The sequence below is a fragment of the Amorphoplanes digitatis genome, assembly GCF_014205335.1.
GTDB lineage: Bacteria > Actinomycetota > Actinomycetes > Mycobacteriales > Micromonosporaceae > Actinoplanes > Actinoplanes digitatus.
Genome location: NZ_JACHNH010000001.1, coordinates 7,888,376 through 7,914,553 on the forward strand (window position 1 = coordinate 7,888,376; position 26,178 = coordinate 7,914,553).

General features: G+C 71.7%; 21 protein-coding genes. 13 read left to right on the plus strand and 8 right to left on the minus strand.

Translation table 11 applies throughout. The annotated features are described in order from the left end of the window. Positions 1-20: 20 nt before the first annotated feature. Positions 21-1,616 carry a lysyl oxidase family protein gene (locus BJ971_RS34770; RefSeq protein WP_184997533.1) on the minus strand — a complete coding sequence of 532 codons (1,596 nt, stop codon included), beginning with the start codon at positions 1,614-1,616 and terminating at the stop codon, positions 21-23. A 172-nt stretch (positions 1,617-1,788) separates the two neighbouring features. Between BJ971_RS34770 and ppc the strand changes: the two genes are divergently transcribed. Continuing rightward, positions 1,789-4,575, plus strand: a complete 2,787-nt coding sequence (gene ppc / locus BJ971_RS34775) for a phosphoenolpyruvate carboxylase (RefSeq protein WP_184997534.1) — start codon at positions 1,789-1,791, stop codon at positions 4,573-4,575. A gap of 61 nt (positions 4,576-4,636) precedes the next feature. Here ppc and BJ971_RS34780 read toward each other — a convergent pair whose 3' ends face one another. The 5 genes from BJ971_RS34780 to BJ971_RS34800 all read right to left on the minus strand — a co-directional run bounded on the left by BJ971_RS34780 (position 4,637) and on the right by BJ971_RS34800 (position 9,386). Continuing rightward, on the minus strand, positions 4,637-5,347 hold the full coding sequence (locus tag BJ971_RS34780; protein ID WP_184997535.1) for an ABC transporter permease subunit: 711 nt from the start codon (positions 5,345-5,347) through the stop codon (positions 4,637-4,639). Between the two features lies 1 nt (position 5,348). Continuing rightward, on the minus strand, positions 5,349-6,260 hold the full coding sequence (locus BJ971_RS34785; RefSeq protein ID WP_184997536.1) for an ABC transporter ATP-binding protein: 912 nt from the start codon (positions 6,258-6,260) through the stop codon (positions 5,349-5,351). Continuing rightward, positions 6,257-7,120, minus strand: coding sequence for an ABC transporter permease (locus BJ971_RS34790; RefSeq protein WP_184997537.1), 864 nt, complete (start codon positions 7,118-7,120; stop codon positions 6,257-6,259). The genes BJ971_RS34785 and BJ971_RS34790 overlap by 4 nt, the downstream gene beginning before the upstream one ends. Further along, positions 7,113-8,027 carry an ABC transporter ATP-binding protein gene (locus BJ971_RS34795; protein WP_184997538.1) on the minus strand — a complete coding sequence of 305 codons (915 nt, stop codon included), beginning with the start codon at positions 8,025-8,027 and terminating at the stop codon, positions 7,113-7,115. Before BJ971_RS34795 ends, BJ971_RS34790 begins: the two co-directional genes overlap by 8 nt. A gap of 75 nt (positions 8,028-8,102) precedes the next feature. Further along, entirely contained in the window at positions 8,103-9,386 is a 1,284-nt protein-coding gene (locus BJ971_RS34800; RefSeq protein WP_184997539.1) for a glycoside hydrolase family 26 protein, read from the minus strand. Positions 9,387-9,588: 202 nt separating this feature from the next. Here BJ971_RS34800 and cysC point away from each other — a divergent pair, with 202 nt between their 5' ends. The 8 genes from cysC to BJ971_RS34840 all read left to right on the plus strand — a co-directional run bounded on the left by cysC (position 9,589) and on the right by BJ971_RS34840 (position 19,837). Next, positions 9,589-11,112: an adenylyl-sulfate kinase gene (cysC, locus tag BJ971_RS34805; protein ID WP_184997540.1), complete on the plus strand. Its 1,524-nt coding sequence runs from the start codon at positions 9,589-9,591 to the stop codon at positions 11,110-11,112. A gap of 111 nt (positions 11,113-11,223) precedes the next feature. Beyond that, complete coding sequence (locus BJ971_RS34810; protein WP_184997541.1) at positions 11,224-13,038, plus strand: Wzz/FepE/Etk N-terminal domain-containing protein; 1,815 nt, start codon at positions 11,224-11,226, stop codon at positions 13,036-13,038. Continuing rightward, positions 13,035-14,438, plus strand: coding sequence for a hypothetical protein (locus BJ971_RS34815; RefSeq protein ID WP_239087701.1), 1,404 nt, complete (start codon positions 13,035-13,037; stop codon positions 14,436-14,438). Before BJ971_RS34810 ends, BJ971_RS34815 begins: the two co-directional genes overlap by 4 nt. Positions 14,439-14,470: 32 nt before the next feature. Continuing rightward, positions 14,471-15,664, plus strand: a complete 1,194-nt coding sequence (locus tag BJ971_RS34820; protein WP_377884911.1) for a hypothetical protein — start codon at positions 14,471-14,473, stop codon at positions 15,662-15,664. Further along, positions 15,665-16,543 (plus strand): sulfotransferase family protein, encoded by an 879-nt coding sequence (locus BJ971_RS34825; protein ID WP_184997543.1) that lies wholly within the window; start codon positions 15,665-15,667, stop codon positions 16,541-16,543. Continuing rightward, positions 16,540-18,105, plus strand: a complete 1,566-nt coding sequence (locus BJ971_RS34830; RefSeq protein ID WP_239087700.1) for a lipopolysaccharide biosynthesis protein — start codon at positions 16,540-16,542, stop codon at positions 18,103-18,105. The genes BJ971_RS34825 and BJ971_RS34830 overlap by 4 nt, the downstream gene beginning before the upstream one ends. Further along, on the plus strand, positions 18,102-18,830 hold the full coding sequence (locus tag BJ971_RS34835) for a methyltransferase domain-containing protein (protein WP_184997544.1): 729 nt from the start codon (positions 18,102-18,104) through the stop codon (positions 18,828-18,830). The genes BJ971_RS34830 and BJ971_RS34835 overlap by 4 nt, the downstream gene beginning before the upstream one ends. An 8-nt stretch (positions 18,831-18,838) precedes the next feature. After that, positions 18,839-19,837 (plus strand): glycosyl hydrolase, encoded by a 999-nt coding sequence (locus tag BJ971_RS34840; protein WP_184997545.1) that lies wholly within the window; start codon positions 18,839-18,841, stop codon positions 19,835-19,837. Positions 19,838-19,877: 40 nt separating this feature from the next. On the opposite strand, the gene BJ971_RS34845 is transcribed toward BJ971_RS34840, so the two are convergent. Continuing rightward, on the minus strand, positions 19,878-20,663 hold the full coding sequence (locus BJ971_RS34845) for a WecB/TagA/CpsF family glycosyltransferase (RefSeq protein WP_184997546.1): 786 nt from the start codon (positions 20,661-20,663) through the stop codon (positions 19,878-19,880). 62 nt (positions 20,664-20,725) lie between these two features. Here BJ971_RS34845 and BJ971_RS34850 point away from each other — a divergent pair, with 62 nt between their 5' ends. From BJ971_RS34850 to galT, 4 genes are all read left to right on the plus strand, one after another. Beyond that, positions 20,726-21,676 (plus strand): sulfotransferase domain-containing protein, encoded by a 951-nt coding sequence (locus tag BJ971_RS34850; RefSeq protein WP_184997547.1) that lies wholly within the window; start codon positions 20,726-20,728, stop codon positions 21,674-21,676. Continuing rightward, positions 21,676-22,590, plus strand: a complete 915-nt coding sequence (locus BJ971_RS34855; protein WP_184997548.1) for a glycosyltransferase family 2 protein — start codon at positions 21,676-21,678, stop codon at positions 22,588-22,590. Before BJ971_RS34850 ends, BJ971_RS34855 begins: the two co-directional genes overlap by 1 nt. Positions 22,591-22,682: 92 nt before the next feature. Next, complete coding sequence (locus BJ971_RS34860; protein WP_184997549.1) at positions 22,683-23,459, plus strand: DeoR/GlpR family DNA-binding transcription regulator; 777 nt, start codon at positions 22,683-22,685, stop codon at positions 23,457-23,459. After that, entirely contained in the window at positions 23,456-24,547 is a 1,092-nt protein-coding gene (gene galT, locus BJ971_RS34865; RefSeq protein WP_184997550.1) for a galactose-1-phosphate uridylyltransferase, read from the plus strand. Before BJ971_RS34860 ends, galT begins: the two co-directional genes overlap by 4 nt. A 291-nt stretch (positions 24,548-24,838) precedes the next feature. Here galT and BJ971_RS34870 read toward each other — a convergent pair whose 3' ends face one another. Continuing rightward, positions 24,839-26,053, minus strand: coding sequence for an NADP-dependent isocitrate dehydrogenase (locus BJ971_RS34870; protein ID WP_184997551.1), 1,215 nt, complete (start codon positions 26,051-26,053; stop codon positions 24,839-24,841). Positions 26,054-26,178: the final 125 nt, after the last annotated feature.

A 26,178-nucleotide genomic window follows, 5' to 3' on the forward strand; every position in this document is an offset into this window, starting at 1 on the left:
CGCGACCGGCCGGTGCCGCGTCAGCCCTCGATGCCGTTGACCGGGGGCACCTCGAGGGTGCGCTCGGTCGGCGTGCCGCCCAGGACGATCTTCCGGAGCGACGTGTTGTTCGTCGTGCTCACCTCGCTGAGGCGGTTGACCGGGTTGGCCTTGACCTCGATGTAGTAGGTGCCGTTCGGCAGGTCCGTGATCTCGAAGGACTGGCCAGGTCGCTGCTGCGAGTAGGTGTCGCCGTTACCGATGTCGAGCACCTCGCGCACCGCGACGGCCGTGTTCTGGCCGCACGAGCTGGAGAGGTCGGTGTTCTCCGGGCGCCACTTGGCGTTCGGGACCGTGTAGTCGACCGCGTCGGTGTTCACCAGGCAGAACGCCTCCTTGCCGCTGCGCACCGCCTGCTTCTTGTCGCTGGAGAGCAGGTTGTACTGGGCGAAGTCGGTGAAGTGCCAGTGCCGGTGCCCCTCGCGGGCGTCCCACTCCATGGTGCCGGCGGCGACCGAGCCGACCTCCTTGCCCTTGGCGTCGAAGAAGTACTGGTACGCGTCCATCAGCTCGGTGCCGGTCTGCCGGAAGCCGTCGACAAGCAGCGGCGACGTGCCACCGTTCCAGACCGTCGCGCCGAAGTTGACGTACGACTTACCGTCCTCCTCCTGCGACAGCGAGATGCCCCAGGCGGGCAGCGAGCGCAGGTCGGGCCGCGGGCCCTTGGGGATGCTGGCGGCCTTGACGGCCTTCGGCTTCTTCGCCGGCGGCCGGAACTCCGGCTTGTACGCGGAGATCTGCCGGGACTCGTCGCCCTGGCCGGCGTGCTCGCTGTGCTCGGCGACGGCGGCCGCCTGGTTCGGGTCGTCGCCCGCCCGCGCGGCCTTGGCCTTCGCCTTGAACGACTCGGGTGCCTTGGCCGACCGCGCGCCCTGGCCCTCGTCGATCGTCTCGACCTTGACGTTGACGGTCTGCGTCGCGGAGTCCGCGGCGATCTTGAAGTAGTCCCGGTACGCCTTGCCGAGCGTGACCGTCGCCGTGTAGTCGCCGTCCGGCATCTGCACGTCGCCGGTGCGGGGCAGGCTGGAGGTCGGCGCGTTCCAGCCGGCCTGGATGCCCCAGACCGAGCCGAGCGTGAACGGGTTGTCCCCGGAGCAGCCCTGCGGGTACGGCGTCTCGGCGGGCGCGTCCCGCCGGGTCCGCGCCGACTCGTACGAGTTCGGGCAGAAGTCGGTCGTGTAGCTCGCGACCTCGGCGCCGGCCGCGTTCTTGATGGTGACCGCGGTGAAGTCCTTCAGGCCGCCCCAGCCGGTGACCATCCCGGCGGGCAGCGCCACGTTCTTCTTCTTGCCGTTCTTCACGACGACCTGCTCGGCGACGATCGGATCGGCGTAGGACTTGCGGGCCGCACGGATCTCGAACGGGTCCTTACCCGCGATCACGTGCACGCCCAGATCGAAGTTGAGGTAGCTCTCGTCTCCCCACACGTAGCGCTCGGCCACCACGCTGGCGGCGGCGCGGGTGAAGGACAGCGGCGGCGGATCGGTGGCCGCGTTCGCGACCCCCATGCCGGCGGCGGTCAGGCCGACGGCGGTGACCACCGCTCCGGCCACCAGAACTCGGGTCCTACTTGTCATGCTTTTCCTCCCCGAAACCTTTGTGTCGCACAGGTAATCCCGAAAGGCGTGAAGCGGACGTAAGGACGTATGAGACTTACCTCAAATCACGCAGGCTGGGCGGCCCACCGATACGATCGGCAGAGTCGGGACAGCGCCGTCCTTCCGCACGCGATGCAAAAGGAGCGCTCCGGTGACGGACCAGCACGGCCAGCTCGACCCCGACGGCCCCGACGCCGCCCTGCGCGCCGACATTCGGCGCATCGGCACCCTGCTCGGCCAGACCCTCGCCCGGCAGGAGGGCAAGCCGCTGCTCGACCTGGTCGAGGAGGTGCGTGCGCTGGTCCGGGCCGACGCCCCGGCCGCCGCCGAGCGCCTGGCCGCCCTGGACGTCACGACCGGCACCAAGCTGGCCCGGGCGTTCTCGACCTATTTCCACCTCGCGAACATCACCGAGCAGGTGCACCGCGCCCGCGACCTCCAGCGGCGCCGCGCCCGCGACGGCGGCTGGCTGGACCAGGCCGCCAAGCGGATCGCCGAGCAGGGCGTGCCGGCCGACGAGATCGCCGCCGCCGCGCGCCGGCTGGCCGTCCGCCCGGTCTTCACCGCGCACCCGACCGAGGCCGCCCGGCGCTCGATCCTGTCCAAGCTGCGCCAGCTCGCCGACTCGCTGGACGCCGAGGCGAGCGCCGCGATCCTGTACGGCGCCTCGGACACCACCGCCTCGACGCGGCGCTTCGCCGAGCTGATCGACCTGCTCTGGCAGACCGACGAGCTGCGGCTGGACCGGCCGGACCCGACGGACGAGGCCCGCAACGCGGTCTACTACCTCAAGGACCTGTACGCGGACGCCGCGCCGCAGGTGCTCGACGACCTCGCCGAGACGCTGCGCCGGCTCGGCGTGGAGACCTCGCCGACGTCGCGCCCGCTGACCTTCGGCACCTGGATCGGCGGCGACCGCGACGGCAACCCGTTCGTCACCCCGGCCGTCACCCGCGACGTGCTGATGATCCAGCACGAGCACGGCATCCAGGCCACCGAGGCGGCCATGGACGCGCTCATCGACGAGCTGTCGGTGTCCCGCCGGCTGCGCGGGGTCTCGCTCGACCTGTCCGCCAGCCTCGCCAACGACCTCGACGCGCTGCGGGAGGTCGCGCCCCGCTTCCGCCGCACCAACGCCGAGGAGCCGTACCGGCTCAAGGTGCGCTGCATCAAGGCCAAGCTCGCCAACACCCGCGAACGCCTGCACCGCGGCACCGCGCACGTGCCGGGGCGCGACTACCTCGGCAACGAGGAGCTGATCGCCGACCTCGAGCTGATCCGCGCCTCGCTGGCCCGCAACTCCGGTCAGCTCACCGCGGTCGGTACGGTCGCGTCGGCGATCCGGGCGGTCTCCGGCTTCGGCCTCCAGCTCGCGACGCTCGACGTGCGCGAGCACGCGGAGAAGCACCACGAGGTGCTGGCGCAGATGTACGCGCGGGTCGGCGAGGTGGACGACTACCTGTCGCTGGACCGCACCGAGCGCACCAAGCTGCTCGCCACCGAGCTGACCGGGCGCCGGCCGCTGGCCAGCGCCGACACCCCGCTCACCGACTCGGCGCGCAAGACGTTCGACGTGTTCAACACGATCCGCGACTCGCAGGACCGGTTCGGCGCGGACGTCATCGAGTCGTACATCATCTCGATGACGCTCGGCGTCGACGACGTGCTCGCCGCCGCGGTGCTCGCCCGCGAGTCCGGCCTGATCGACATTCACAACGGCCGCGCCCGGATCGGCATCGTGCCGCTGCTGGAGACCCCGGCGGAGCTGGACGCCGGCGGCGACCTGCTGGACGAGATGCTCTCCCTGCCGGCCTACCGGGAGATCGTCAAGGCCCGGGGAGACCTCCAGGAGGTGATGCTCGGCTACTCCGACAGCAACAAGGAGGCCGGGATCACCACCAGCCAGTGGTCGATCCACAAGGCGCAGCGCGCGCTGCGCGACGTGGCGGCCCGGCACGGTGTCCGGCTCCGGCTGTTCCACGGCCGCGGCGGCACCGTCGGCCGCGGCGGCGGCCCGACGCACGAGGCGATCCTGGCGCAGCCGTACGGCACGCTCGACGGCGCGATCAAGGTGACCGAGCAGGGCGAGGTCATCTCCGACAAGTACACGCTGCCGACCCTGGCGCGGGAGAACCTCGAGCTGACCGTCGCGGCCGTGCTCCAGGCGACGCTGCTGCACACCACGCCGTCGGTCGACCTCTCCTCGCTGGCCCGCTGGGACGCGGCGATGGACACGGCGTCGGGCGCCGCCTTCGGCGCGTACCGGGCGCTCGTCGAGAACCCGGACCTGCCGGCGTACTTCTGGGCGGCGACCCCGACCGAGCTGCTCGGCGCGCTGAACATCGGCTCCCGCCCGGCGAAGCGCCCGAACGCGGACGCGGGCCTCGGCGGCCTGCGGGCGATCCCGTGGGTCTTCGGCTGGACGCAGACCCGGCAGATCGTGCCGGGCTGGTTCGGCGTCGGCACCGGCCTGGCCGCGGTCCGCGAGGCCGGCCAGGCGGAGGTCCTGCACGAGATGTTCGCGAACTGGCAGTTCTTCCGCACCTTCATCTCCAACGTCGAGATGATGCTGGCCAAGACCGACCTGAACATCGCCCGGCGCTACGTGGAGACCCTGGTGCCGGCCGAGCTCAAGGGCATCTTCACCACCATCGAGCGGGAGTACGCCAAGACGGTCGAGCAGATCCTGGCCATCACCGGCCACGACGAGCTGCTCTCCAGCCAGCCGGAGCTGTCGCGCACGCTGGGCGTCCGCGACACCTACCTGGAGCCGCTGCACCACCTACAGGTGGCGCTGCTGCGGCAGTACCGCGAGCTGAACGACGGCCCGCCGGCGGCGCCGGGCGCCCGCCGGTCTCCGTCGGACTCGACGGCCCTGGAACGCGCCCTGCTGACCACGGTGAACGGCATCGCCGCCGGCATGCGCAACACCGGCTGATCCGGCCTGAACGGCGACGGCCGGGCCCCTGTTCTCAGGGTGCCCGGCCGTCGACGTCAGGTCAGCTGGTCTCGCCCGCCATGCTGAAGCTGCGGAGGCGGTCGACCGCGGCCAGGGTGCAGCCCAGGACGAAGATCACGGACATGACGACCGCGACCGTCAGAGACACCTCGTCCTCGTACAGCGCGGTCGGCGTGATCTTGTCCGCGATCGTGATCACGTACTGCTGGATGGACAGCACCCGGGTGCCGCTGATGAACCTGCTCAGCAGCCCCTCCCAGATCAGGATGTAGACCAGGCCGAGCAGCACCGGCCGGCGGGTCAGCAGGCTGAGCATCAGGAAGAACGCCGAGTAGGCGCAGGCGCCGATCGCGGCGGCGATCGCGAGGGCCGCGCCGAGGCGCGCCGAGTCGGCCAGGGTGCCCGCCACGAAGAGCGGAACCGCCGCGGTCACGGCGCTCACCACGATCGCCACGCCCAGCTTCGCCAGGATGATGTCGCGGCGGGGCAGCGGCTTGGTCAGGATGTGCACGATGGTGCCGTCGTCCACCTCGGAGCCGAGCACCCCGGTGCCGACGATCAGGGACACCACCGGCAGCACCACGGCCAGGCCGAGGCCGACCAGCACCGGCTCGCCCCAGTCCGCCGGGTTGACGTCGTAGGCCTCGCAGAGCAGGGCGAGGCCGATCAGCAGCGCCGGAAGGGGCAGCAGCAGGAGCACCCGGCGCCGGCCGAACAATCCGCGGGCGGTGATCCACGCAACGGTCGACACGTCAGGCCTCCAGCAGGTAGGAGAAGACACTCTCCAGGGACTCGTCGGACGGCAACAGCTTGCGCAGCCGGATGCCCTCCTCAAGGGCGATGCGCGGCAGGGCGCGGGTGAAGCCGCCGTAGTCGCCGGCGCGGACCGTCAGGCCGGCGTGGTCGATCTCCACGCCGGAGACCGACTTCTCCCCGATCAGCGCCACCGCCAGCCGCCGGTCGTCCGAGGACTGCAACGCGAAGACGTGCGGGCGGTGTGTCATCAGGCGGCGGATCTTGCGGTAGTCGCCCGAGGCCGCCAGCCGGCCGGCGACGATCACCTGGACGGTGCCCGACACCTGCTCCACCTCTTCGAGGATGTGCGAGCTGAACAGGATCGTGTGGCCCCGCTCCCCCAGCTCGTGCAGCAGGTCCATCATGTGCATCCGCTGCCGCGGGTCCATGCCGTTGAACGGCTCGTCCAGCAGCAGCACCTGCGGGTTGTGCACCAGCGCCGCCGCCACCCGGGTGCGCTGCCGCATGCCCTTGGAGTACGTCTCGATGCGGCGGTCCGCCGCGTCGGTCATCTCGACCATCTGCAACGCCCACTCGGTCGCGGCCGCCGGGTCCGGCAGCTTCTGCATCTTGGCGCTGGCCCGCACGAACTCGCGGGCGGTGAGGAAGCCGTGCACCGCCTCGCGCTCCGCGACCAGGCCGAGCCGGCGGTAGATCTCCGGGTTGCGCCAGGTCGGCGCGCCGTCGATGGTCACGGCGCCGCGCGACGGCGACAGGAAGCCGGCCATCATGTGCAGCACGGTGGTCTTGCCGGCGCCGTTCGGGCCGAGCAGGCCGGTGACGCCCGGCTCCAGCGTCATGCTGATGTCGTTGACCGCCACCACGTTGCCGTACCAGCGGGACACGTTCTGAAGTTCCACCGTGGTCACAGCGAGGCCACCTTCCGGTAGCGGGCCAGTAGCAGCAGCAGGCAGGTGACGATCAGGACGGCCGCCTCGATGGCGTAGACCGGGCCGAAGCGGCCGATGGGCAGGCCGGTGTTGGCGTTGGGGACCATCCACTGCGCGACGCCGCTGACCAGGGTCATCGGGCTCGCCAGGAAGGCCAGCTCCTGCGCGGTCCGCGACGGCAGGGTCGCCAGCACCCCGACGACCGGCGTGGTCATCAGGAAGACGGCGACGATGCCGCCGGCCGCGAAGGCGCGCTTGCCGGTCAGCGAGGCGATCAGCAGGCCGATCCCGGTGAACAGCAGGGCCCAGAGCAGGCTGTACGACCAGCCCCAGAGCAGGTCGTCGAGCTCGCCCCAGACGCCCGACATGCCCTTCTTGGTGGTGAGGGCGGCGCCGAGGAACATGATCAGCTGCGGGCCGGCGAGCAGCACCCAGACCGCGGTCACCATCGCGGCGACCTTCGCGCCGACGTAGTCCGCGGCGCGCACCGGCCGGCTGAAGTAGAGCGGCAGCACCCCGGCGCGCAGGTCCCGGGAGACCAGCTCCGGCGCGACGATCGCGACGAAGAAGATGATCAGCCAGCTCATCGCGTCCGCGAACTGGATGTAGTTGAGCGGCACCGTGCCGGTCTGCGCCCGTACCGCCGCGATGATCACCGCGACCAGCGTGACGATGCCGAAGACCAGCCAGGGGAAGATCTTCGATTTGGCCGACCGGCCGAAGCCGTAGGCCGCGCGCACGCCGTGCACGTAGATCGCGCCGAACACCGCGCTGCGGCCCAGCCGGGGCCCGGTGTAGCGCTGATAACCGATGTCGTGGATGACGCTGGACTCAGACATCGGCGGTCTCCCTCGGCGCGAAGAGCTCGGCCACCCGGTGGCGTCGCTGGTCCAGGCGGTGCAGCGGCAGGTCCAGGTCGGCGACGGCCCGCAGGATGCGGTCGTAGGTCTCCTCCCGGTCGAGCGGCACGAGCAACAGCCGCCCGTCCCGGGTCACCGGCAGCTCGAGCGCCGTCAGCGCGGCGGCCAGCTCCTCGGTGCCCTCGCTGACCTCGACCGCGAGCACGTCGCTGGCCTCGGTCATCGCCGAGATGCGGTCCGCGCGCAGCAGCCGGCCGCCCTCGATGGCGACGAGCGAGTCGCAGATCCGCTCGACCTCGCCGAGCAGGTGCGAGCAGACCACGACGGAGATGCCGAACTCCGTGCCGATGCGGTGCACGAGCGCCAGCATGGCGTCGCGCCCGGCCGGGTCGAGGCCGTTCGTCGGCTCGTCGAGCAGCAGCAGGTCGGGGTCGTGCACCAGCGCCTGAGCCAGCTTCACCCGCTGCTTCATGCCGGTCGAGTAGCCACCGATCTGCCGGTAGCGCTCCTCGTAGAGCCCGACGTGCCGCAGCGCCTCGGAGGCGCGTTCGCGGGCGGCGGTGCGCGGCAGGCCGCTGATCCGGCCGAGGTGGGTGACGAACTCCGCGGCGGAGACGTCGGGTGGGAGCGCGTCGTGCTCCGGCATATAGCCGACCTTGGCGCGCACCCGGTCGGGGTCGACGGTGGGATCGATGCCGAAGACCCGCACCTGCCCGGACGTCGGCGCGATCAGGCCGAGCATGATCTTGATGAAGGTCGACTTGCCGGCGCCGTTGGCGCCGACCAGTCCGATGATCCCGGGCTCGACGGAGACGGTCAGGTCCTGGAGGGCAGTCACCCGCCCGCCGTACGTCTTGGTCAACCCTTGGGTGTCGATGAGGCTCACAGCGACAGCCTAGGAAGAGCTGTCACGGTTGCGGATCAGGTGAACCCCGGACTCACCCCTGAGACCGCCTACGCCTCAGGACAGGGATGGCACGACGTCGACCTGGAAGATCGGGAGCCGTCCGAGCTCGCGATACGCCTGTAGCGACGAGGGTGTCGCGTCGACCCGGGAGTCGCGGCCCTTCTGGCTGTGCGGAGTGTCGAAGTGCACCATCGCCCGGATGCGCGGGAACCGGCCGATCTGCCGGCCGACCTCGCGGTAGAACTCCGCCTTGTGGCCGGGGTTGCGCTTCGAGGTCCAGACGCCCCACTCGGCGACCATCAGCGGCTTGGACGGGTGCCGGCGCGTGGCCCAGTTGTAGAAGCCCGGCCAGTTCGGGCGGGCCGAGCTCTGCCGGTTCAGCAGCTCCGCGAAGTCGCCGTGCCCGTAGCCGGGGTCGCCGTACGCGTAGGTGTCGAAGCCGATCCAGTCGACGACGCTGTCGCCGGGGTACATGCTCTGGAACCAGCTCTCGCTGGTGTGCGGCACGTATGCCATGTGCACGAGCACCGTGACCAGGTTGTCCACGCCGCGGGCGCGGAGCCGCTCCACCACGTGGCGGTACATCGCCGCGTAGTCTTCGGCCCGGTAGCCGGAGCCGGCCCGCTCGCGGACGTTGTCCTCGGCCTCGTGGTGCACCGTGAAGAAGAACCGCTCGGGGAACGTCGTGTTGATGTGCCGGGCCAGCCGGTCGAGGAACGCGTCGGTGTCCCGGTCGCCGTTGGCGATGGCGGCCCAGGACGCGCCCGACGGCTTCCAGTTGAGGAAGAGGATGCGCTCCCGGCCCGGCTCGCGGGCGATGGAGGCCTCGGCCTCGGTCGGAAAGAGCTGCCGGTTGCCCTTGTGGTACGCGTGGAAGACGTCCTGGTGGCGCTGGGTCTTCTCCTCGAACTGCGCCAGCGCCCGCTTGCCGCGGCCGTCGGTGAAGGCGCCGGGCGCCACTCCCCACAGCACGCCGCAGGTCGGCACGAGCTTGCTGCCGGTACGGCAGCGCCGGGCACCGGACTCCGAGCTCCGCGTCTCGCCGGCGGCCGGCGCCGGGCCGGCGCCCGACGGACTCGCGCCGGGTGCGGCGGAACCGGGTACGCCCGGCACGCCGGCGGAGGCGGAGGCGCCGGGCACCACGCCCGGCACGCCGGGTACCGCGGACGCGCCCGGCGCGGCCGGCACCCGTCCACCGCCGAGCGGCGGCAGCGGACGGCCGGGCACCGGCGCGGCCGGACCGTCGCCCGGGCCGAACGGCAGTCCGAGTTGATCCACGCCGCCGGTCCACGCCCATGACAGGGTGGCGACCAGCGAGAGGGCGAAGATCACCGTCATGGCGATGATGTGCAAGGGCCTGGTCCGGAGCGGTCGACGTCTCACGGTCGCCCAGTATTGGATCAAATGTCCGTTTTGTCGACTACCTGGGCCGGTTGCCCGCGTGGCGAGGGTCCGGAACGGACAGACTGCCGAGCCCCGCTCGACCGCGGGGAGTCCTGCTGCGAAACTGTCCCTCAAGTCGCTGCAGGGGGAGTCTTAGGTGAACGACGGTTCTGTGCTGCCAGAGGACGTGCTGCGTGACGCGCCGACGTACACGCCGCGCGGGCACGAACTCGCCGACCTCGAATTACTTCTCTCCGGCGCATATGCGCCGCTGACCGGATTCCTCGGCCGCGCCGACCTGACGGCACTGCGCCGCCGGGGCCGGCTCGCCGACGGGACACCGTGGCCGGTCGGCGTCACCTGCGAGATACCGGCCGAGCTCGCCACCGGCCTCGACCTCGACGATCCGCTGCGCCGCACGGTGGTGCTCACCGACCCCGAGGGCGCGCCGGTCGCCGCGATCGAGGTGACCGACGCCTGGCCGACCACCGCCGGCATGTACGCGATCGGCGGGGCGGTACGCCGGATGGGCGACGGCGGGCACGGCCCGTTCCAGCGCCTGCGGCGTACCCCGGAGGAGGTGCACGCGCTGCTCCCGCCCGGCCGGGTCCTCGGCGTCATCGCCGACCGGCCGCTGCACCGCCCGCAGCTCGCGCAGATCGCGCACGCCGCGCGCACCCTCGCCGCGCACCTGCTCATCATCATCCCGGTGACCGGCCCGGGCCCCGACGGCCTGCCGCCGGAGGCGCTGGTCCGCGCCATCTTCGCGGCCCGCGACCGGATGCCACCGGCCACGATCGTCGCCGTGCCGCTGATGCCCCGCAACGACGAGATGCGCGACGCGCTGCTGCGCGCCCGGGTCGCCACGGCATACGGCGTCACCCACGTGCTCTCCACCGGGGACATGCTCTCCGGCGCCGGCCTGCGCGTGCTGGTACCCCGCGAGCTGGCCTACGACAACCGCGACGGCCAGTGGCGCTGGCGCGACGACATCCCGCCGCGCAACCGGCGGCTGGCGATGAGCACCGCCGAGATCGAGGACCTGCTCGACCGCGGTTTCCCGCTGCCCGAGTGGCACACACCGCCGGCCGTCGCCAAGGAGCTGACCCGGATGCGCCCGCCGCGGCGGCACCGCGGCCTGGTCGTCTTCTTCACCGGCTTCTCCGGCTCCGGCAAGTCGACGATCGCCCGCGGCCTCGCCGACTCGCTGCGGGAGGACGGCGAGCGGACCGTCACGTTCCTCGACGGTGACGTCGTGCGCCGGGAGCTGTCGGCCGGGCTCGGCTTCAGCCGCGCCGACCGGGACCGCAACGTGCGGCGGATCGGCTGGGTGGCCGCGGAGGTCGCCCGGCACCGCGGCATGTCCATCGCCTGCCCCATCGCCCCGTACGAGGACGCGCGGGCCGCCGTGCGCCGGATGGCCACCGAGGCGGGCGCCGGCTTCGTGCTGGTGCACGTGGCGACCCCGCTCGAGGTCTGCGAGCGCCGCGACCGCAAGGGCCTGTACGCCCGCGCCCGCGCCGGCCAGCTACGCGGCATGACGGGCGTCGACGACCCGTACGAGGAGCCGGCCGACGCCGAGCTGACGCTGGACACGACCGACATGACGGTGCCGGAGGCCATCGACGTGGTGCTTGCCTATCTGGTGGAGACCGGCTGGGTGGAACCAAATATGAAGTAACCGATCGCGGTGGAGTAGTTACGCAACGGGGCACGGGCCGTTTACCCCCTCGGGGGGCGAAAAGCCCGATTGCTGTGTACTCAACTCCATCCCGAAAGGGCCGCCTTACCGATGGAAGCTCCGCGCCCGGTATCCGCCGACCTCTCGCACTACCTGGGCGTGTTCCGCCGGCACTGGTGGGTGGTTCTCGCTGCCGGCGGGGTGGGCCTCGGGCTCGGCGCCGCGGTGACCCAGGCCGTGCCGAAGGTCTACGAGTCGTCGACATCGGTGCTGGTGCAGGCCGTCTCCGGGGACACCAACGCCTCCGGCGGCCGCACCAAGGGCACGATCAACCTCGACACCGAGGCACAGCTCGTCGCCTCCGGCGCGGTCGCGGTGAAGGCCGCGACGCTGCTGCGCGCCGAGGTCTCGCCGCTCGAGCTCGCCCGCCAGGTCGCCGTCGAGGTGCCCGCGAACACCACCGTCCTGGTGATCCGCTTCGAGGCGGACACACCGGCGGGCGCGCAGAACGGCTCGCACGCGTTCGCCGAGGCTTACCTGCGCAATCGCGAGGAGACGGCCCGCGCCGGGCTGGACCAGCAGATCAAGACGCTGACGCTCAAGGTCAGGCAGCTCACCGCGAACCTGACCGGCATCAACAACCGGCTGGCCAAGGCGGAGAACGGCAGCTTCGAGCGCAGCAACCTGGAGAGCCTGCGCAACAACTCGCAGAACCAGCTCAACAACCTGACCGCCCGGCTCAACGAGCTGACCACGGCGACCGTCGGCGCCGGCAGCATCATCAGCGACGCCCGCGAACCCGACGCGCCGACCAGCCCGAACGCGTTGCTCAACATCGCCACCGGCGGGATGGCCGGCCTGCTGGTCGGGCTGGCACTGGCGTTCGCCCGGGAACGCTTCGACGGTCGCCTACAGACCGCGGCCGACGTGCGGGACCGCGGGCGCATGCCGGTGCTCGCGGCGCTGGACGAGCGGACCGCTCCGCACTTCGACGACGTGCTCCAGCCGTACGGGCCGGGCGGGCGGGTCTTCAACCGGCTGCGCAACGAGGTACTGGCGAGCCTGAACAGCGGCGACCAGATCCTCGTCGTCACCGGCGCCAGCCGCGGCTCCGCCTCCACGCTGGTCGCCGCGAACCTGGCCGCCGCGCTGGCCCGTACCGGCAGCGACGTCGTGCTGATCGGCGCGCACCTGCCGGACAGCGTGGTCGACGCCGCGCCGCTGGCGCGGATGCTCGGCGTCTCGGCGATGCCCGGGCTGTCCGACCTGCTGGCCGGGCGGATCGGCCTGAACAAGGCGATGCAGCGCACCCCGCGGATCCCGTCGCTGCGGGTCATCACGACCGGCGGCGCCGCGACGGCGGCCGGCCTGATGCAGTCGCAGCGGCTGCGCGACACGCTACAGGCGCTGCGCCGGCAGGCCGGCTACGTGGTCATCGAGGCGCCGTCGACCACCAGCAGCGCCGACGCGCAGAGCCTGGCCAGCCTCGCCGACGCCGCCATCCTCGCGGTGGAGCTGCGCCGCGCCAAGCGCCCGGCGCTGCTTGACGCGGCCGAGCAGCTGAGCCGGGTCGGCACGCCGCTGCTCGGCGCCGTCGTGCTGCCCCGGCTGACCGGCATGCGCGGCGTCGAGGAGAACCTGCCGGTCGTCACCCTCCAGGCTGAACGCAGGGAGCCCCGGCCCGACGAGACCGCGGTCCTGGACGCGGACCGGACCCAGCCGCTGCGGACGCCGCCCTCGCCGGGTGGCGGCGCGCCGGTCCGGCCGCGCGAGGCCGGCATGGACGAGGTCACCGCGGTAATCGACCTGAACACGAACGGGCCGCAGGGCAACGCGGGAACGCAGACCAAGACCGCGCCGCAGCCGAGCGCGGGCGCGCAGACCAAGACCGCCGAGAAGCACGCCGACCAGCCGGAAGAGAAGTGACGCTGGTCGTCCCGGGCGGCCCAGGCACGTTCAGCACCCGGGCGGCCGGGCCGGCGGGCACGGCTGCGGGCACGGCCGCGCGCGGGCGGCCGACCGCGCTGCCCGCCTGGCCGCTCGCGAGCGTGCTCGCGTTCTACCCGGCGTGGTGGGCGCTCGGGCTCGGCGTGCTGATCTTTCCGATCATGGCGGCGCCGATGCTGGTACTGCTGCTGCGCCGCCACGCGGCCGGGCGGCCGCTGCGGCTGCCACCCGGCTTCGCCTGGTGGCTGCTGTTCCTCACGGCGGTCGTGGTCAGCGTCGCGGCGCTCGGCGCCGACCCCTCCGGCACGGTGGTCGAGGCCGCGGCCGACCGCCTGGTCGCGGTCGTCTACCGCCTCAGCCTGTACGCGTCCCTGACCGTCCTGCTCGTCTACGCGGGCAACCTGACCGAGGCCGAGCTCCCCCGCCGGCGCCTGGTCAAGCTGCTCGGCTGGCTCTTCGTGATCACGGTGCTCGGCGGCCTGCTCGGCATGGTGGCCGGGCGCTTCGAGTTCACCTCGCCCGTCGAGTGGCTGCTGCCGCACGGGGTACGCAGCAAGGGCTTCGTGCAGTCGCTGGTGCACCCGTACGCCGCGCAGATCATGGACCTGGTCGGCGGCGACAAGCCCCGCCCGGCCGCGCCGTGGGGATACACCAACACCTGGGGCAACAACTTCTGCCTGCTGATGGGCTGGCTCGTCGTCGCCGCCTTCGCCTCCGGGCGCCGCGGTGCGAAGCTCTTCGCGCTGCTCTGCCTCGCCGTGTCGATCGTGCCGGCGGTCGTCTCGCTGAACCGCGGCCTGTGGATCGGCATCGGCGTCGTCGTCCTCTACGTCGCGGTCCGCTACGTGCTGATGGGCCGGATCTGGATCGTTCCCGCGGTCCTGTTCGCCGCGGCCGCGCTGGTCGTCGCCCTGGTCGCCACCCCGCTCGGCGACACGGTGACCGCGCGGCTCGACAACGGCAAGTCCAACGGGGTGCGCTCCTTCCTGATCGAGCGCGCGATCGACGGCTTCGCCGACTCCCCGGTGATCGGCTACGGCTCGACCCGAAACACCATGGGCGGCCGCAACTCCATCGCGGTCGGCGAGAGCTCCGAGTGCGAGCGCTGCGGCAACTTCACGGTCGGCGGCAACGGCCAGTTCTGGCAGCTGATGTTCGCGCACGGCACCGTCGGCACGGTCGCCTACCTGGGCTTCTTCGCCTACGGCCTGTGGCGGTTCCGGCGCGACCGCACCCCGATCGGCATCGCCGGCAGCGCCGCGATCGTGAGCTCCTTCTCGGCCATGCTCTGGTACAACTCGCTGGCCACCCCTCTGGTCTTCATGTTCCTGGCGTACGCGCTGCTCTGGCGCAACGAGATCGAGGGGGATGGCACTTGAGTCCGGTGAAGACCGCTCCGGCGGAACTGACCGTGGCAGACGCCGCACTGCGGGCGCAATACCTGGCGGAGGTACTCGCGCTGCTCTACCCGGCGCCGTGCGACACCACCGGCGAGCACGGCGAGCAGATAGCCGAGTACCTGGTCGTGCCCGACGCGCGCCGGCCCCGGCTGCTGGTGCCGAACACGTCCCGGCGGGTCGCGGCGGCCGCGGTCCGGCGCTACGCCGAGCCGCAGTCGGTCAGCGCCCGGCTCAAGCGGGACGCCGTCGTGGCCGCCCTGCGCACCGGCGCGTCGGGCCTGCTGCTGCGCGACCGGGTGCGCATCACCGGCCCGCACGCCGCGAGCATCGACGGGCACCTGCGCGAGGCGCTCGGGCGCGACCTGGCGATCAGCATCCACATCGGCCCGGCCCGCGCCAACCGCAAGCCGGTGCTGCAACTGATCACCCCCGACGGCGAGACGTTCGCGTTCGGCAAGCTCGGCACCGGCTCGCTCACCCGGCACCTGGTGCACGCCGAGACCGCCGCCCTGCGGGCGCTGGGCACCGCCGGGCTCACCAAGCTGACCGTGCCGACGGTGCTGCACGCCGGTGACTGGCGCGGCCTCCAGGTGCTGGTCCAGTCGGCGCTGCCGGTGTGGCTGCCGCGGGCGCCGCTCTCCCCGCGCCGGTTGACCGCCGCGATGCTGGACATCGCCGGCTGCTACGGATACACCAGCGGGACCCTGGTCGGGAGCGCGTACTGGGCCGAGCTGCGGGGCCGGCTCGCGGCCGTGTGCGACCGGCCCGAGGGCGCCGCGCTGGCCTCGGCGGCTGAGCTGCTGGCCACCCACGCCGGGCAGCACACGCTGCGCTACGGCGCCTGGCACGGCGACTGGGCACCGTGGAACATGGCGAACATCGCCGACACGCTGCTGGTCTGGGACTGGGAGCGGTTCGCCCGGGGCGTGCCCGTCGGCTTCGACGCCGTGCACCACGAGTTGCAGCGCCGGATCCAGTCCACCGGCGACGCCACGGACGCGGTCGAGGCGACCGTGCGCCGGGCCGGCGAGCTGCTCGCCGCGTTCGGCGTCGCCGACGAGGCCCGCGAGCTCACCGCCCTGCTGTACCTGATCGACCTCGCCGCCCGCTATCTGACCGACCGCCAGGCCGAGGCGGGTGCCCGGCTGGGCGTCCTCGGCACCTGGCTGCTCCCGGTGCTCATCCGCCGGGTCGAGGAGCTGTAAATGGACGTCTCCAAGGTCCCGAGCCCGGTGAAACGGGTCGTACACCTGGGTTCCCGCTCGTACGGCCGGCTCACCGCGCCCGCACGGATGGAACCGTCGTTCCTGATCTGCGGCGGCCAGCGCTGCGGCACGACCTCGCTCTACCGCGCGCTCGCCGCACACCCGACCGTGCTCAAGGCAGTGCTGCACAAGGGCGTGCACTACTTCGACGTGTCGTATGAGCGCGGCAAGGGCTGGTACAAGGGCCACTTCCCGCTGCAACGCAGCGCCGAGCGGATCCGCACGAAGTACGGCGTCGAGGCGCAGACCTTCGAGTCGAGCCCGTACTACATGTACCACCCGCAGGCGGCCGCCAGGATCGCCGCGGACCTGCCCGACGCCAAGCTCGTGGTGCTGGTCCGCGACCCGGTGGAGCGGGCCTACTCGCAGCACCATCACGAGCTGGCCCGCGGCTTCGAGCACGAGCGCGACTTCGGCAACGCGCTCGCGCTGGAGCCGCCCCGGCTGCACCGCCAGGAGCACAAGCTGGCGACCGACCCGACCTACTACTCGTTCGCGCACCAGCACCACGCCTACCGGTCGCGGGGCGAGTACGCCCGCTACCTGAGCGTGATGGCGCAGCACGTCGGCCGGGAACGCATCCACGTGGTGGAGAGCGAGCGGTTCTTCACCGAGCCCGAGGAGATCTACGACGAGGTCTGCTCGTTCCTCGGGCTGCGCCTCGACCTGGGGCACCCGGCCTTCGAGCGGCACAACGCCCGGCCCCGGCAGGCCGACATGGACCCGGGCCTGCGCCGCGACCTGACGAACTACTTCGCGTCGCACGACGAGGCGCTGACCACCTGGCTTGGCCGGGTGCCCATCTGGCGTCAGGCATGACCGCGACGGCGGTCGCCGACCCGCCGCGCCGAAAAACTACACAGGGTGTCGCGCGGGGCGGGCTGGCCAACATGGCCGGCTCCGCGCTGGCCGGCGGCACCGGCGTCGCGGTCACCTGGGTGGTCGCGCGGGGCCTCGGCGCCGAGCAGGCCGGCGCCTTCTTCGCCGCGACGGCGGCGTTCGTGCTGGCCGGCGGGCTGGCGAAGCTCGGCACGCAGACGGGCCTGGTCTACTGGCCGGCCCGGCTGCGGGCCACCGGCAACGATCACCTGCTCGGCGCCTGCCTGCGCACCGGCCTGACGCCGGTCCTCGCGTTCGCGGTCCTGCTCGGCTTCGCGATGTGGTTCGGCGCGCCGGCGATCGCGCACCTCACCGCGCAGGAGTCGCCGCACGTCGTCGGCGCGCACACCACCGGGCTGCGGGTGCTGGCGGTCTTCCTGCCGTTGCAGGCGCTCACCGACGCGCTGCTGACCGCGACCCGCGGCTACAAGGCCATGCGGCCGACGGTCACCCTCGACCGGATCACGCGCAGCGCGCTGCAGTTGTTGTGCGTGGGCGCGGTCGGGGTGGCCGGCCTCTCGACGATGGCGACGCTGCCGGAGTTCGCGCTGGCCTGGGCCGTGCCGTACCTGCCGGTGACGGTGCTCGCGGCGTTCGCGCTGCGCCGGACCTATCTGGCCGGCCGGCCGCACCAGGCGCGGACCCGGCGCGGCGAGCGCCGGCGGCTGCGCCGCGACTTCTGGCGCTTCACCGGCCCGCGGGCCCTGGCCAGCGTCGCGCAGCTCGCGCTGCAACGGGTCGACGTGCTCCTGGTCGCCGCCCTCGGCGGGCTGGCGGCCGCCGCGATCTACGCCGTCGCCGGCCGGTTCGTGGTGCTCATCCAGTTCGCCAACCAGGGCATCTCCCAGTCGGTGCAGCCCCGGCTGGCCGAGGCGCTGGCGACCGGAGACCGGGAGACGGCCAACCACCTCTACCAGACCGCCACCGGCTGGCTCGTGCTGGTGACCTGGCCGATCAACTTCCTGGTGATCCTGCTCGCGCCGGTCTACCTGGGGCTGTTCGGCGACGCGTACCCGCGGGGCGCCGACGTCGTCGTCGTGCTGGCCTGCGCCATGCTCGTCGCCACCGGCTGCGGCATGGTCGACATGGTCCTGGCGATGGCCGGGCGCACCTCGTGGAACCTCGTCAACGTCCTGATCGCGCTGGGCGTGACGATCGGCCTGGACGTGCTGCTGATCCCCCGGTACGGCGCCCTCGGCGCCGCGATCGGCCTGGCGTGCGCGATGGTCGCCAACAACCTGCTGCCGCTCGTGCAGGTGGGCCGCGCCGCCCGGCTGCACCCGTTCGGCACGGGCACGCTCACCGCGGCCGGGCTCTCCGCCGCCTGTTTCGGCCTGGTACCCGGGCTCGTCACCACCGTGACCGGCGCCGGACCGGCCGGCCTCACGCTGGCCGTAGCCACGGCAGTACCCGCGTACGCCGTGGGCGTCTGGCTGCTGCGCGGCCCCCTCGCCCTCGACGCCTTCCAGCCCCGCAAGCTCATCCAGAGGAGGACCGGTTGACCACCGAATACACAAAGGTGTTCCAGGACGCGAACGCCGTCGACAAGTACGAGCACGTCACCTACGCGCCGGACAGCTACGCGTCGCGGATCAACGAGCGGCAGCGTGCCTACCTGCGCGGGCTCGTCGACCGGGAGTTCGACACCCCACCGGTGCAGCACGACTTCGCGTGCGGCACCGGTCGCGCGATCCGCACGCTGCACGGCCTGGTCCGTGACGCGCACGGCTACGACACGTCGGCCGAGATGATGGCGAAGGCGGCCGAGGTCGGCTCGCAGGCCCGGTGGCACCAGGTGCCGATGGACGGTCCGGTGCCGACCCCGGTGCCGGCCGGGCACCCGGCGATCGTGACGATGTTCCGGCTGCTGCTCAACGTGCACCCGGACGTGCGGGACCGGGCGATCGCGTTCGCCGCGAAGGTCCTGCCCGAGGCCGATTCCGGCCTGCTGGTGGTGGAGAACCACGGCAACGCGGGCTCCCTGCGGCACCTGCGCGCCCGGCGCCACTCGGGCGAGCGCTGGTTCGCCGAACTGTCACACGACGAGGTCGAGGAGCTGTTCGACCGGCACGGCTTCGAGATCATCGAGCGGCGCGGCTTCTCCATGCTGACCGAGTCGCTGGACAACCTGCGGCTGGCCCGCGCCGCCGACGCGGCAATGCGCCGGCTGCCGGGCGCGGACGGCTTCGCGGTAAACGTCCTCTACACGGCCCGCCGGAAGAGGTAGCCGCTGCCATGCGTCGCGTCATAGCCCTGCTGGGCCTGCTCATCCTCGTGCTCGCCGGCTGCACCTCGCACCGGCGGGACAAGCCCGAACCCGCGCCGGCGCCGGACCTGACCAGCGCGCCCGCCGCGGTGGCCGTCAACCCGGGTCCGTTCGAGTCCGGGCCGTTCGAGGCGCCGGCGACCGGCGCCTACCTGGGCGCCTGGATCAAGCCGGACGAGCTCACCCACGTCGGCCGGGTCGAGGCCGTCGACGGCCTGGAGGAGGAGCTGGGCCGGCCGCTGGACATCATCAACACCTACCGGCGCTTCGAGCAGATGGTCGGCACCGAGTCGGACGCCGAGTTCCTGGCGCAGGGCGCGACGCTGATGGTGAGCTGGGCGACCGGCGACAACCGCTCCATCCTCGCGGGCGAGCACGACCGCCTGATCAAGCAGCAGGCCCGGGCCATCCGCAAGGTGGACAGGCCGGTGCTGCTGCGGATCCGGTGGGAGATGGACCGGCCGAACCTGCGCGCGACGATGTGGTCCGGCGAGGACTACATCGCCGCGTACAAGCACATCCGGGAGATCTTCGCCCAGCAGCGGGTGGAGAACGTGTCGTGGGTGTGGTGCCCGACCGCGGAGGGCTTCATCCGCGGCGACGCGCCGGCCTTCTACCCTGGCGACGACCAGGTCGACTGGACCTGCGTCGACGTCTACGCGGGGAACCTCTTCCAGCCGATCGGCACGCTGATGGGGCCGTTCCTGCAGTGGGCCGCCCAGCGCCCGAAGCCGATCATCGTCGGCGAGTTCGGGGTGGCCAAGGCCTGGGGCTCCGAGGGCCGGGCCGCCTGGCTGCGCAACGCCGCCGGCACCTTCAAGGCGAACCCGCAGATCAAGGGCGTCGTCTACTTCGAGTCCAACCCCGAGGGCAACGGCCCGAAGCAGCAGTTCCAGCTCGCCGGCGACAAGCCGGCCTTCGATGCCTTCACCCGGCTGACGAAGGACCCGTACTTCAACCCGAGCTGATGGTTGGACCGGGACGGCCTCGTCCCGGTCCGACCAGGGCTCATCGGCGCCGGCTAGCGGCGCCGGCGAGCAGGCGCATCGCGTACGGGGCGTCGTGCTTGAGGTAGCGCTTCGCCAGGCGGCCGGGCTCCGTGCCCAGCCGGTGTGCCCACTCGAGGCCGGTCCGCTGCATCCAGAGCGGCGCCCGCTCGACGTCGCCGGCCACGAAGTTGACCGCCGCGCCGCAGCCGATGAACCAGGCCTTGGGCATCTCGGCGCGCAGCCGGGTGATGACCTTCTCCTGCTTGGGAAAGCCGAGGCCGACGAAGACCAGGTCGGGTTTCGCGCGGACGACCTCGGCGAGGAACCTGGCATAGGTCCGCTTCTTCTTCTCGAAGCCGAACTGCGGGCAGCTGGTCCCGGCGATCCGCAGCCCGGGGCACTCCCGGGCGAGCCGGTCGGCGGCCCGGGCCGCGCCGTTCTGCGCACCGTCCGCGCCGGGCGCGCCGCCGATGACGAAGATCGACCGGCGGTCGTGGCCGAGCCCGCGGGACAGCGACCAGATGAGGCTGCTGCCCGCGATCCGTTCCGGCAGCGGCGTTCCGCTGAGCCGGCTGGCCCAGACCAGCGGCATGCCGTCGGCGACTATCAGGTCGGCGTCGTCGAGGTGTACGCGGACTCCCGCGTCGATCTGCGCCTGGCGCAGGATGTCGACGTTCGGGGTGAGAATGCGACCGCCCCGGCCGAGGGTGATCGCCTCCCGGACGACCGCGACGACCTCCGCCTCGGTGATGCGGTCGATTCCCGTGCCGTCCAGATGGACCCGGTCGAATGCTTCGACGGTCATGCAACGCCTCCTTCAGCCCTGCTCGCTCGTTATAGGAGCGAAACGAGTGAAGGTGGGCGAAAGTGGCACGAATCCTATATTTGGGCGGGTTGGGGCGGAGCGGGACAACTCTCGTCGAACGCCTCCTCGGCGAACTCCCCTCCGTGTGCGCGCTCGGCGAAGTCGTCCACCTGTGGCAGCGCGATATCCGCGACGACGAGCGTTGCGGCTGCGGCGCCCACTTCTCCGCCTGCACGTTCTGGAGGCGCGTCGGCCTCTCGGCCTTCGGCGGATGGGCCAATGTGGACGTCGAGCGGGTGCACGCCCTGCGCGACGTCGTGGAGCGCACCCGGCACATCCCCCGCCTGGCGGGCAGCGGCCTGCCCGCCGCCCAGCGCGCCGACGTCCGCGAGTACGCGAGCTACTACGCCAGGGTCTACGCGGCCGCCGCTGAGGTCTCCGGCGCCGCGGTCATCGTCGACTCCTCCAAGCACAGCGCCCTCGCCCACGTGCTGCGCTGGGCGGACGACGTTGATCTGCGGGTGGTGCACGTGGTCCGCGACGCGCGCGGGGTCGCGTACTCCTGGACCAAGACCGTCGCCCGGCCGGAGACCGACGGCGGCGACGAGATGACCCGCTACTCCCCCGGCCGTTCGGCCCTGCTCTGGAACGCGCACAACGCCGCGTTCGGGCTGCTCTCCCGGCGCGGCGTCCCGGTGCGCCGGATCCGCTACGAGCAGTTCCTCACCGACCCGCGGGCCGCGCTGCGCGAGCTGGCCGAGTACGCCGGCGTCCCCGTCGGCGACGCCGACCTGGCCTTCCTCGGCGACGGGTACGCCGACCTGCGGGTCGGGCACAGCGCCGCCGGAAACCCGATGCGCTTCAGCGTCGGCCGGCTGCCGCTGCGCCGCGACGACGCGTGGATGCGCGCGCTGCCCAGCGGTCAGCGCCGCCTCGTCGGCGCGGTGTGCGCGCCGATGCTGCGCGCGTACGGGTACCCGCTCAACCCCGCAGAGATGCTCCAGGAGGCGTGATGAACTGGCCGTCCGTCGGTGTCGTTATCCCCACCCGCAACCGCCCCGAACTCGTCCGCAAGGCGATCGCCGCCGTACGCGACCAGCGCTACCCCGGCGAGATGAAGGTGGTCGTCGTCTACGACCAGACCGAGCCCGACTACCTTCTCGCCTCCACCGAGGGCACCCAGGTGCTGGTGCTGACGAACTGGCGGACCTCCGGCCTGGCCGGCGCCCGCAACACCGGCATCCTGGCGCTGGACACCGAGTACGTGGCGTTCTGCGACGACGACGACCGGTGGGCGCCGGACAAGCTGCGCCGCCAGATCGCCGCCCTGCTCGCCGAGCCGGACTCCGAGTTCGCCACCTGCGCGATCGAGGTCGAGTACGAGGGCAGGACCACCCCGCGGCTGGCCGGCCGCAGCCGGGTGACCGTCGACGAGCTGGCCCGCTCCCGGATGGCGATGCTGCACTCGTCGTCGTTCGTGGTGCGCCGGGAGTCGCTGGTGGAGTCGGCGATCGGGCTGGTCGCCGAGGACGCGCCGGGCAGCCAGAACGAGGACTGGGACCTGCTGCTGCGCGCGGCCCGCCGTGCGCCGATCGTGCACCTGGACGAGCCGCTGGTCCGGGTGCTCTGGGGACGGACCTCGCACTACGCCTACGAGTACGCCACGAAGATCTCCTCGCTGCGCTGGATGATGCAGCGCCACCCCGAGATCAGCGGGTGCCGGCCGGGCGCCGCCCGGGTGTACGGCCAGCTCGCGTGCTGGTCGGCGGCGTCCGGTAACCGCAGCCAGGCCTGGCAGTTCAGCAAGGAGGCGGTCCGCGCGAACTGGAAGGAGCCGCGTACGGCGATCGCCCTGGCGGCCATCGCGGGCGCGGTCCGGGTGGAGAACGTGCTCTCCGCGCTGCACAAGCGTGGCCGAGGTATCTAACACACACTCTTTTGCGCACACCCGATCAGCAGGTAGTGTTCGCACGTGTTCGAATTCGTGCGGTTAGAACGACTCAATGCGGGTGAGTGCTGATGTTGGCGCAGCAGCGCCAGGCAGCCATCCTGGACCGGGTGCGGGCGGCGGGCGGCGTGCGCGTCAGCGAGCTGGCCGTCGAGTACGGCGTGTCGGACATGACGATCCGCCGCGACCTGGAGTCCCTGGCTGACCGGGGCCTATTGGCGAAGGTACACGGGGGCGCCACCACGGTGAGCCCTGGTTCGGCGCACGAGCCGGGCTTCGCGGCCAAGTCGGTGCGCCAGCGCGCCGAGAAGGCGGCGATGGCCATGCGCGCCGCCGCGCTGGTCTCACCCGGCGACGCCATCGCGCTGTCCGCGGGCACCACGACCGCCGGGCTCGCCCAGCGGCTCGTCGACGTGCCGGCGCTGACCGTGGTCACCAACTCCATCCCGGTCGCCGACATCTTCTACCGGGCCGGGCGCCCGGACCAGACCGTGGTGCTGACCGGCGGGACGCGCACGCCGTCGGACGCGCTGGTCGGCCCGGTCGCGGTCGCCGCGATCGGCACGCTCCACCTCGACGTGCTCTTCCTCGGCGTGCACGGCATGAGCGAGCGGGCCGGCTACACGACGCCGAACCTCATGGAGGCCGACGTCAACCGCGCCCTCGTCGAGGCGGCCGAGCGGCTTGTCGTGCTCGCCGACCACACCAAGTGGGGCACGGTCGGCATCTCCTCGATCGTGCCGCTCGACCGCGCCGACGTCGTGATCACGGACGACCAGCTGGACGAGGCCGCGCGCGCGGTCCTCGCGGAACAGGTGAACGAGCTGATGGTGGTAACCGCTCAATGATCCTCAAGAGGACCGCGATCCGGCTCTCCGACGGCCGCGAGCTCATCTACTTCGACGAGACGCCGAGCACGGACCGCGACGGGTGGCCGGACACCCGGCAGCTGCCGCCACCGCCGCCGACGTCGCAGCTGCGGTACGACCCGCTGCTCGACGAGTGGGTGGCGGTCGCCGCGCACCGGCAGACCCGCACGTTCCTGCCGCCGAGCGACAAGTGCCCGCTCTGCCCGTCGACGCCGGACTTCGCGAGCGAGATCCCCGCGCCGGACTACGACGTGGTCGTCTTCGAGAACCAGTTCCCGTCGTTCAGCGACCGGATCAACGCGGACGAGGTCACCGAGCTGACCGACCTGGTGCCGGTCCGGCCCGGCGTCGGGCGCTGCGAGGTCGTCTGCTTCACCAGCGACCACAACAGCTCCTTCGGCGCGCTGACGCCGGAACGCGTGCGCACGGTGGTCGACGCGCTCGCCGACCGTACCCGGCAGATGTCCTCGCTTCCCGGCGTCGCGCAGGTCTTCCCGTTCGAGAACCGCGGCATCGAGATCGGCGTGACGCTGAGCCACCCGCACGGGCAGATCTACGCGTACCCGATGGTCCCTCCGCACACCCAGGCCGCGCTCCGGGCCGCTCAGCGGCACGCGGAGCGCACCGGAGGCCGCAACCTGTACGCGGATGTGCTCGAGGCCGAGCAGAAGGCTCAGGTCCGTGTGGTCGCCGCCAACGAGCACTGGACGGCGTACGTGCCGGCCGCGTCGCGCTGGCCGTTCGAGATCCAGCTCGCCCCGAACCGGCAGGTCCTGGACATCCCGGCACTGACCGACGCGGAGCGCGACGCCTTCGGCCCGATCTACCTGGACATCCTGAAGCGCTTCGACGCGCTCTTCGACCGGCCGATGCCCTACATCTCGGCCTGGCACCAGGCGGTGACCGGCGCGGGCCGCGAGCTGGGCTACCTGCACCTCCAGCTGTTCAGCATCCGCCGGGCGGCGGACAAGCTGAAGTACCTGGCCGGCTCCGAGTCCGCGATGGGCGCCTTCGTCAACGACATCGTCCCGGAGACCGCGGCCCAGCTGCTGCGCGACGCGCGCTGAGCGCGCGGGCGGAGTGTGGGGGGCGGGGGGCCCGGGACGAAGGCCCCCCGCAGGGAAGGACGGCAGGCGTACGCGCCTACTGATCGCGTCAACTTCCAGAGCCGGTCGGCGCCCGGGACAAGGCGGCCAGACCGGCGGGCGACTGGTGAAGCGACACGACCGTCATCCGTTCTACCGAGAAGAACGAATGCCCTGCCCCTTGGTAACGCATCCTAAACATGCGATTTACCGCATTCATCCAAAACCCAAAAAAGACCGCCGGCTGCCACCGGCGGTCTTTGCGGTACGGAATCAGGCGAACTTACGCGCCAGGTTCTCGTCCAGGGCGTTCATGAACTCGTCCGTGGTCAGCCACGGGGCGTCCCGGGAGATCAGCAGCGCGAGGTCCTTGGTCATCTGACCGGCCTCGACGGTGTCGATGCAGACCCGCTCGAGCGTCTCGGCGAACTCGGTGACCGCCGGGGTGCCGTCGAGCACGCCGCGGTGCTTGAGGCCGCCGGTCCAGGCGAAGATCGAGGCGATCGGGTTGGTCGAGGTCTTCTCGCCCTTCTGCCACTGCCGGTAGTGCCGGGTGACGGTGCCGTGCGCGGCCTCCGCCTCGACGGTCTTGCCGTCCGGGGTCATCAGCACCGAGGTCATCAGGCCGAGCGAGCCGAAGCCCTGCGCCACCGTGTCGGACTGCACGTCACCGTCGTAGTTCTTACAGGCCCAGACGTAGCCGCCCTCCCACTTCATCGCGGCGGCGACCATGTCGTCGATCAGCCGGTGCTCGTAGGTCAGGCCGGCGGCCTTGAACTCCTCGGCGAACTCCGTCTCGAAGATCTCGGCGAACAGGTCCTTGAACCGGCCGTCGTACGCCTTGAGGATCGTGTTCTTCGTGGAGAGGTAGACCGGGTAGTTGCGGGCCAGGCCGTACCGGAACGAGGCGCGCGCGAAGTCGCGGATCGACTCGTCGTAGTTGTACATCGCCATCGCGACGCCGCCGCCGGGGTAGTCCGCGACGTGGAACTCCATCGGCGCGGAGCCGTCCTCGGGCGTGAACGTGACGGTGAGCTTGCCGGCGCTCGGCACGACGAAGTCGGTCGCCTTGTACTGGTCGCCGTGTGCGTGACGGCCGATGATGATCGGCTTCGTCCAGCCCGGTACCAGCCTCGGTACGTTCGACATGATGATCGGCTCGCGGAAGACGACGCCGCCGAGGATGTTGCGGATCGTGCCGTTCGGCGACCGCCACATCTTCTTCAGGCCGAACTCGTCGACGCGGGCCTCGTCCGGGGTGATCGTCGCGCACTTCACGCCGACGCCGTGGCGCTTGATGGCGTTGGCCGAGTCGATGGTCACCTGGTCGTCGGTCTCGTCGCGGTGCTCGATCGACAGGTCGTAGTACTCCAGGTTGACGTCGAGGTACGGCAGCACCAGCTGTTCGCGGATCTGCTTCCAGATGATCCGGGTCATCTCGTCGCCGTCCAGCTCCACGACCGGGTTGTTGACCTTGATCTTCGCCATCGACCGGCGCTCCTCTCCCGGGACACTATGTTTTAGCAGTACAAGCGTACTGGAGGCCGGTTGGAGATCGCTCCCGCCCCTTGCCCTGTGGGTCCGCTCACCATCATCGCGCTACCGGCGGGACG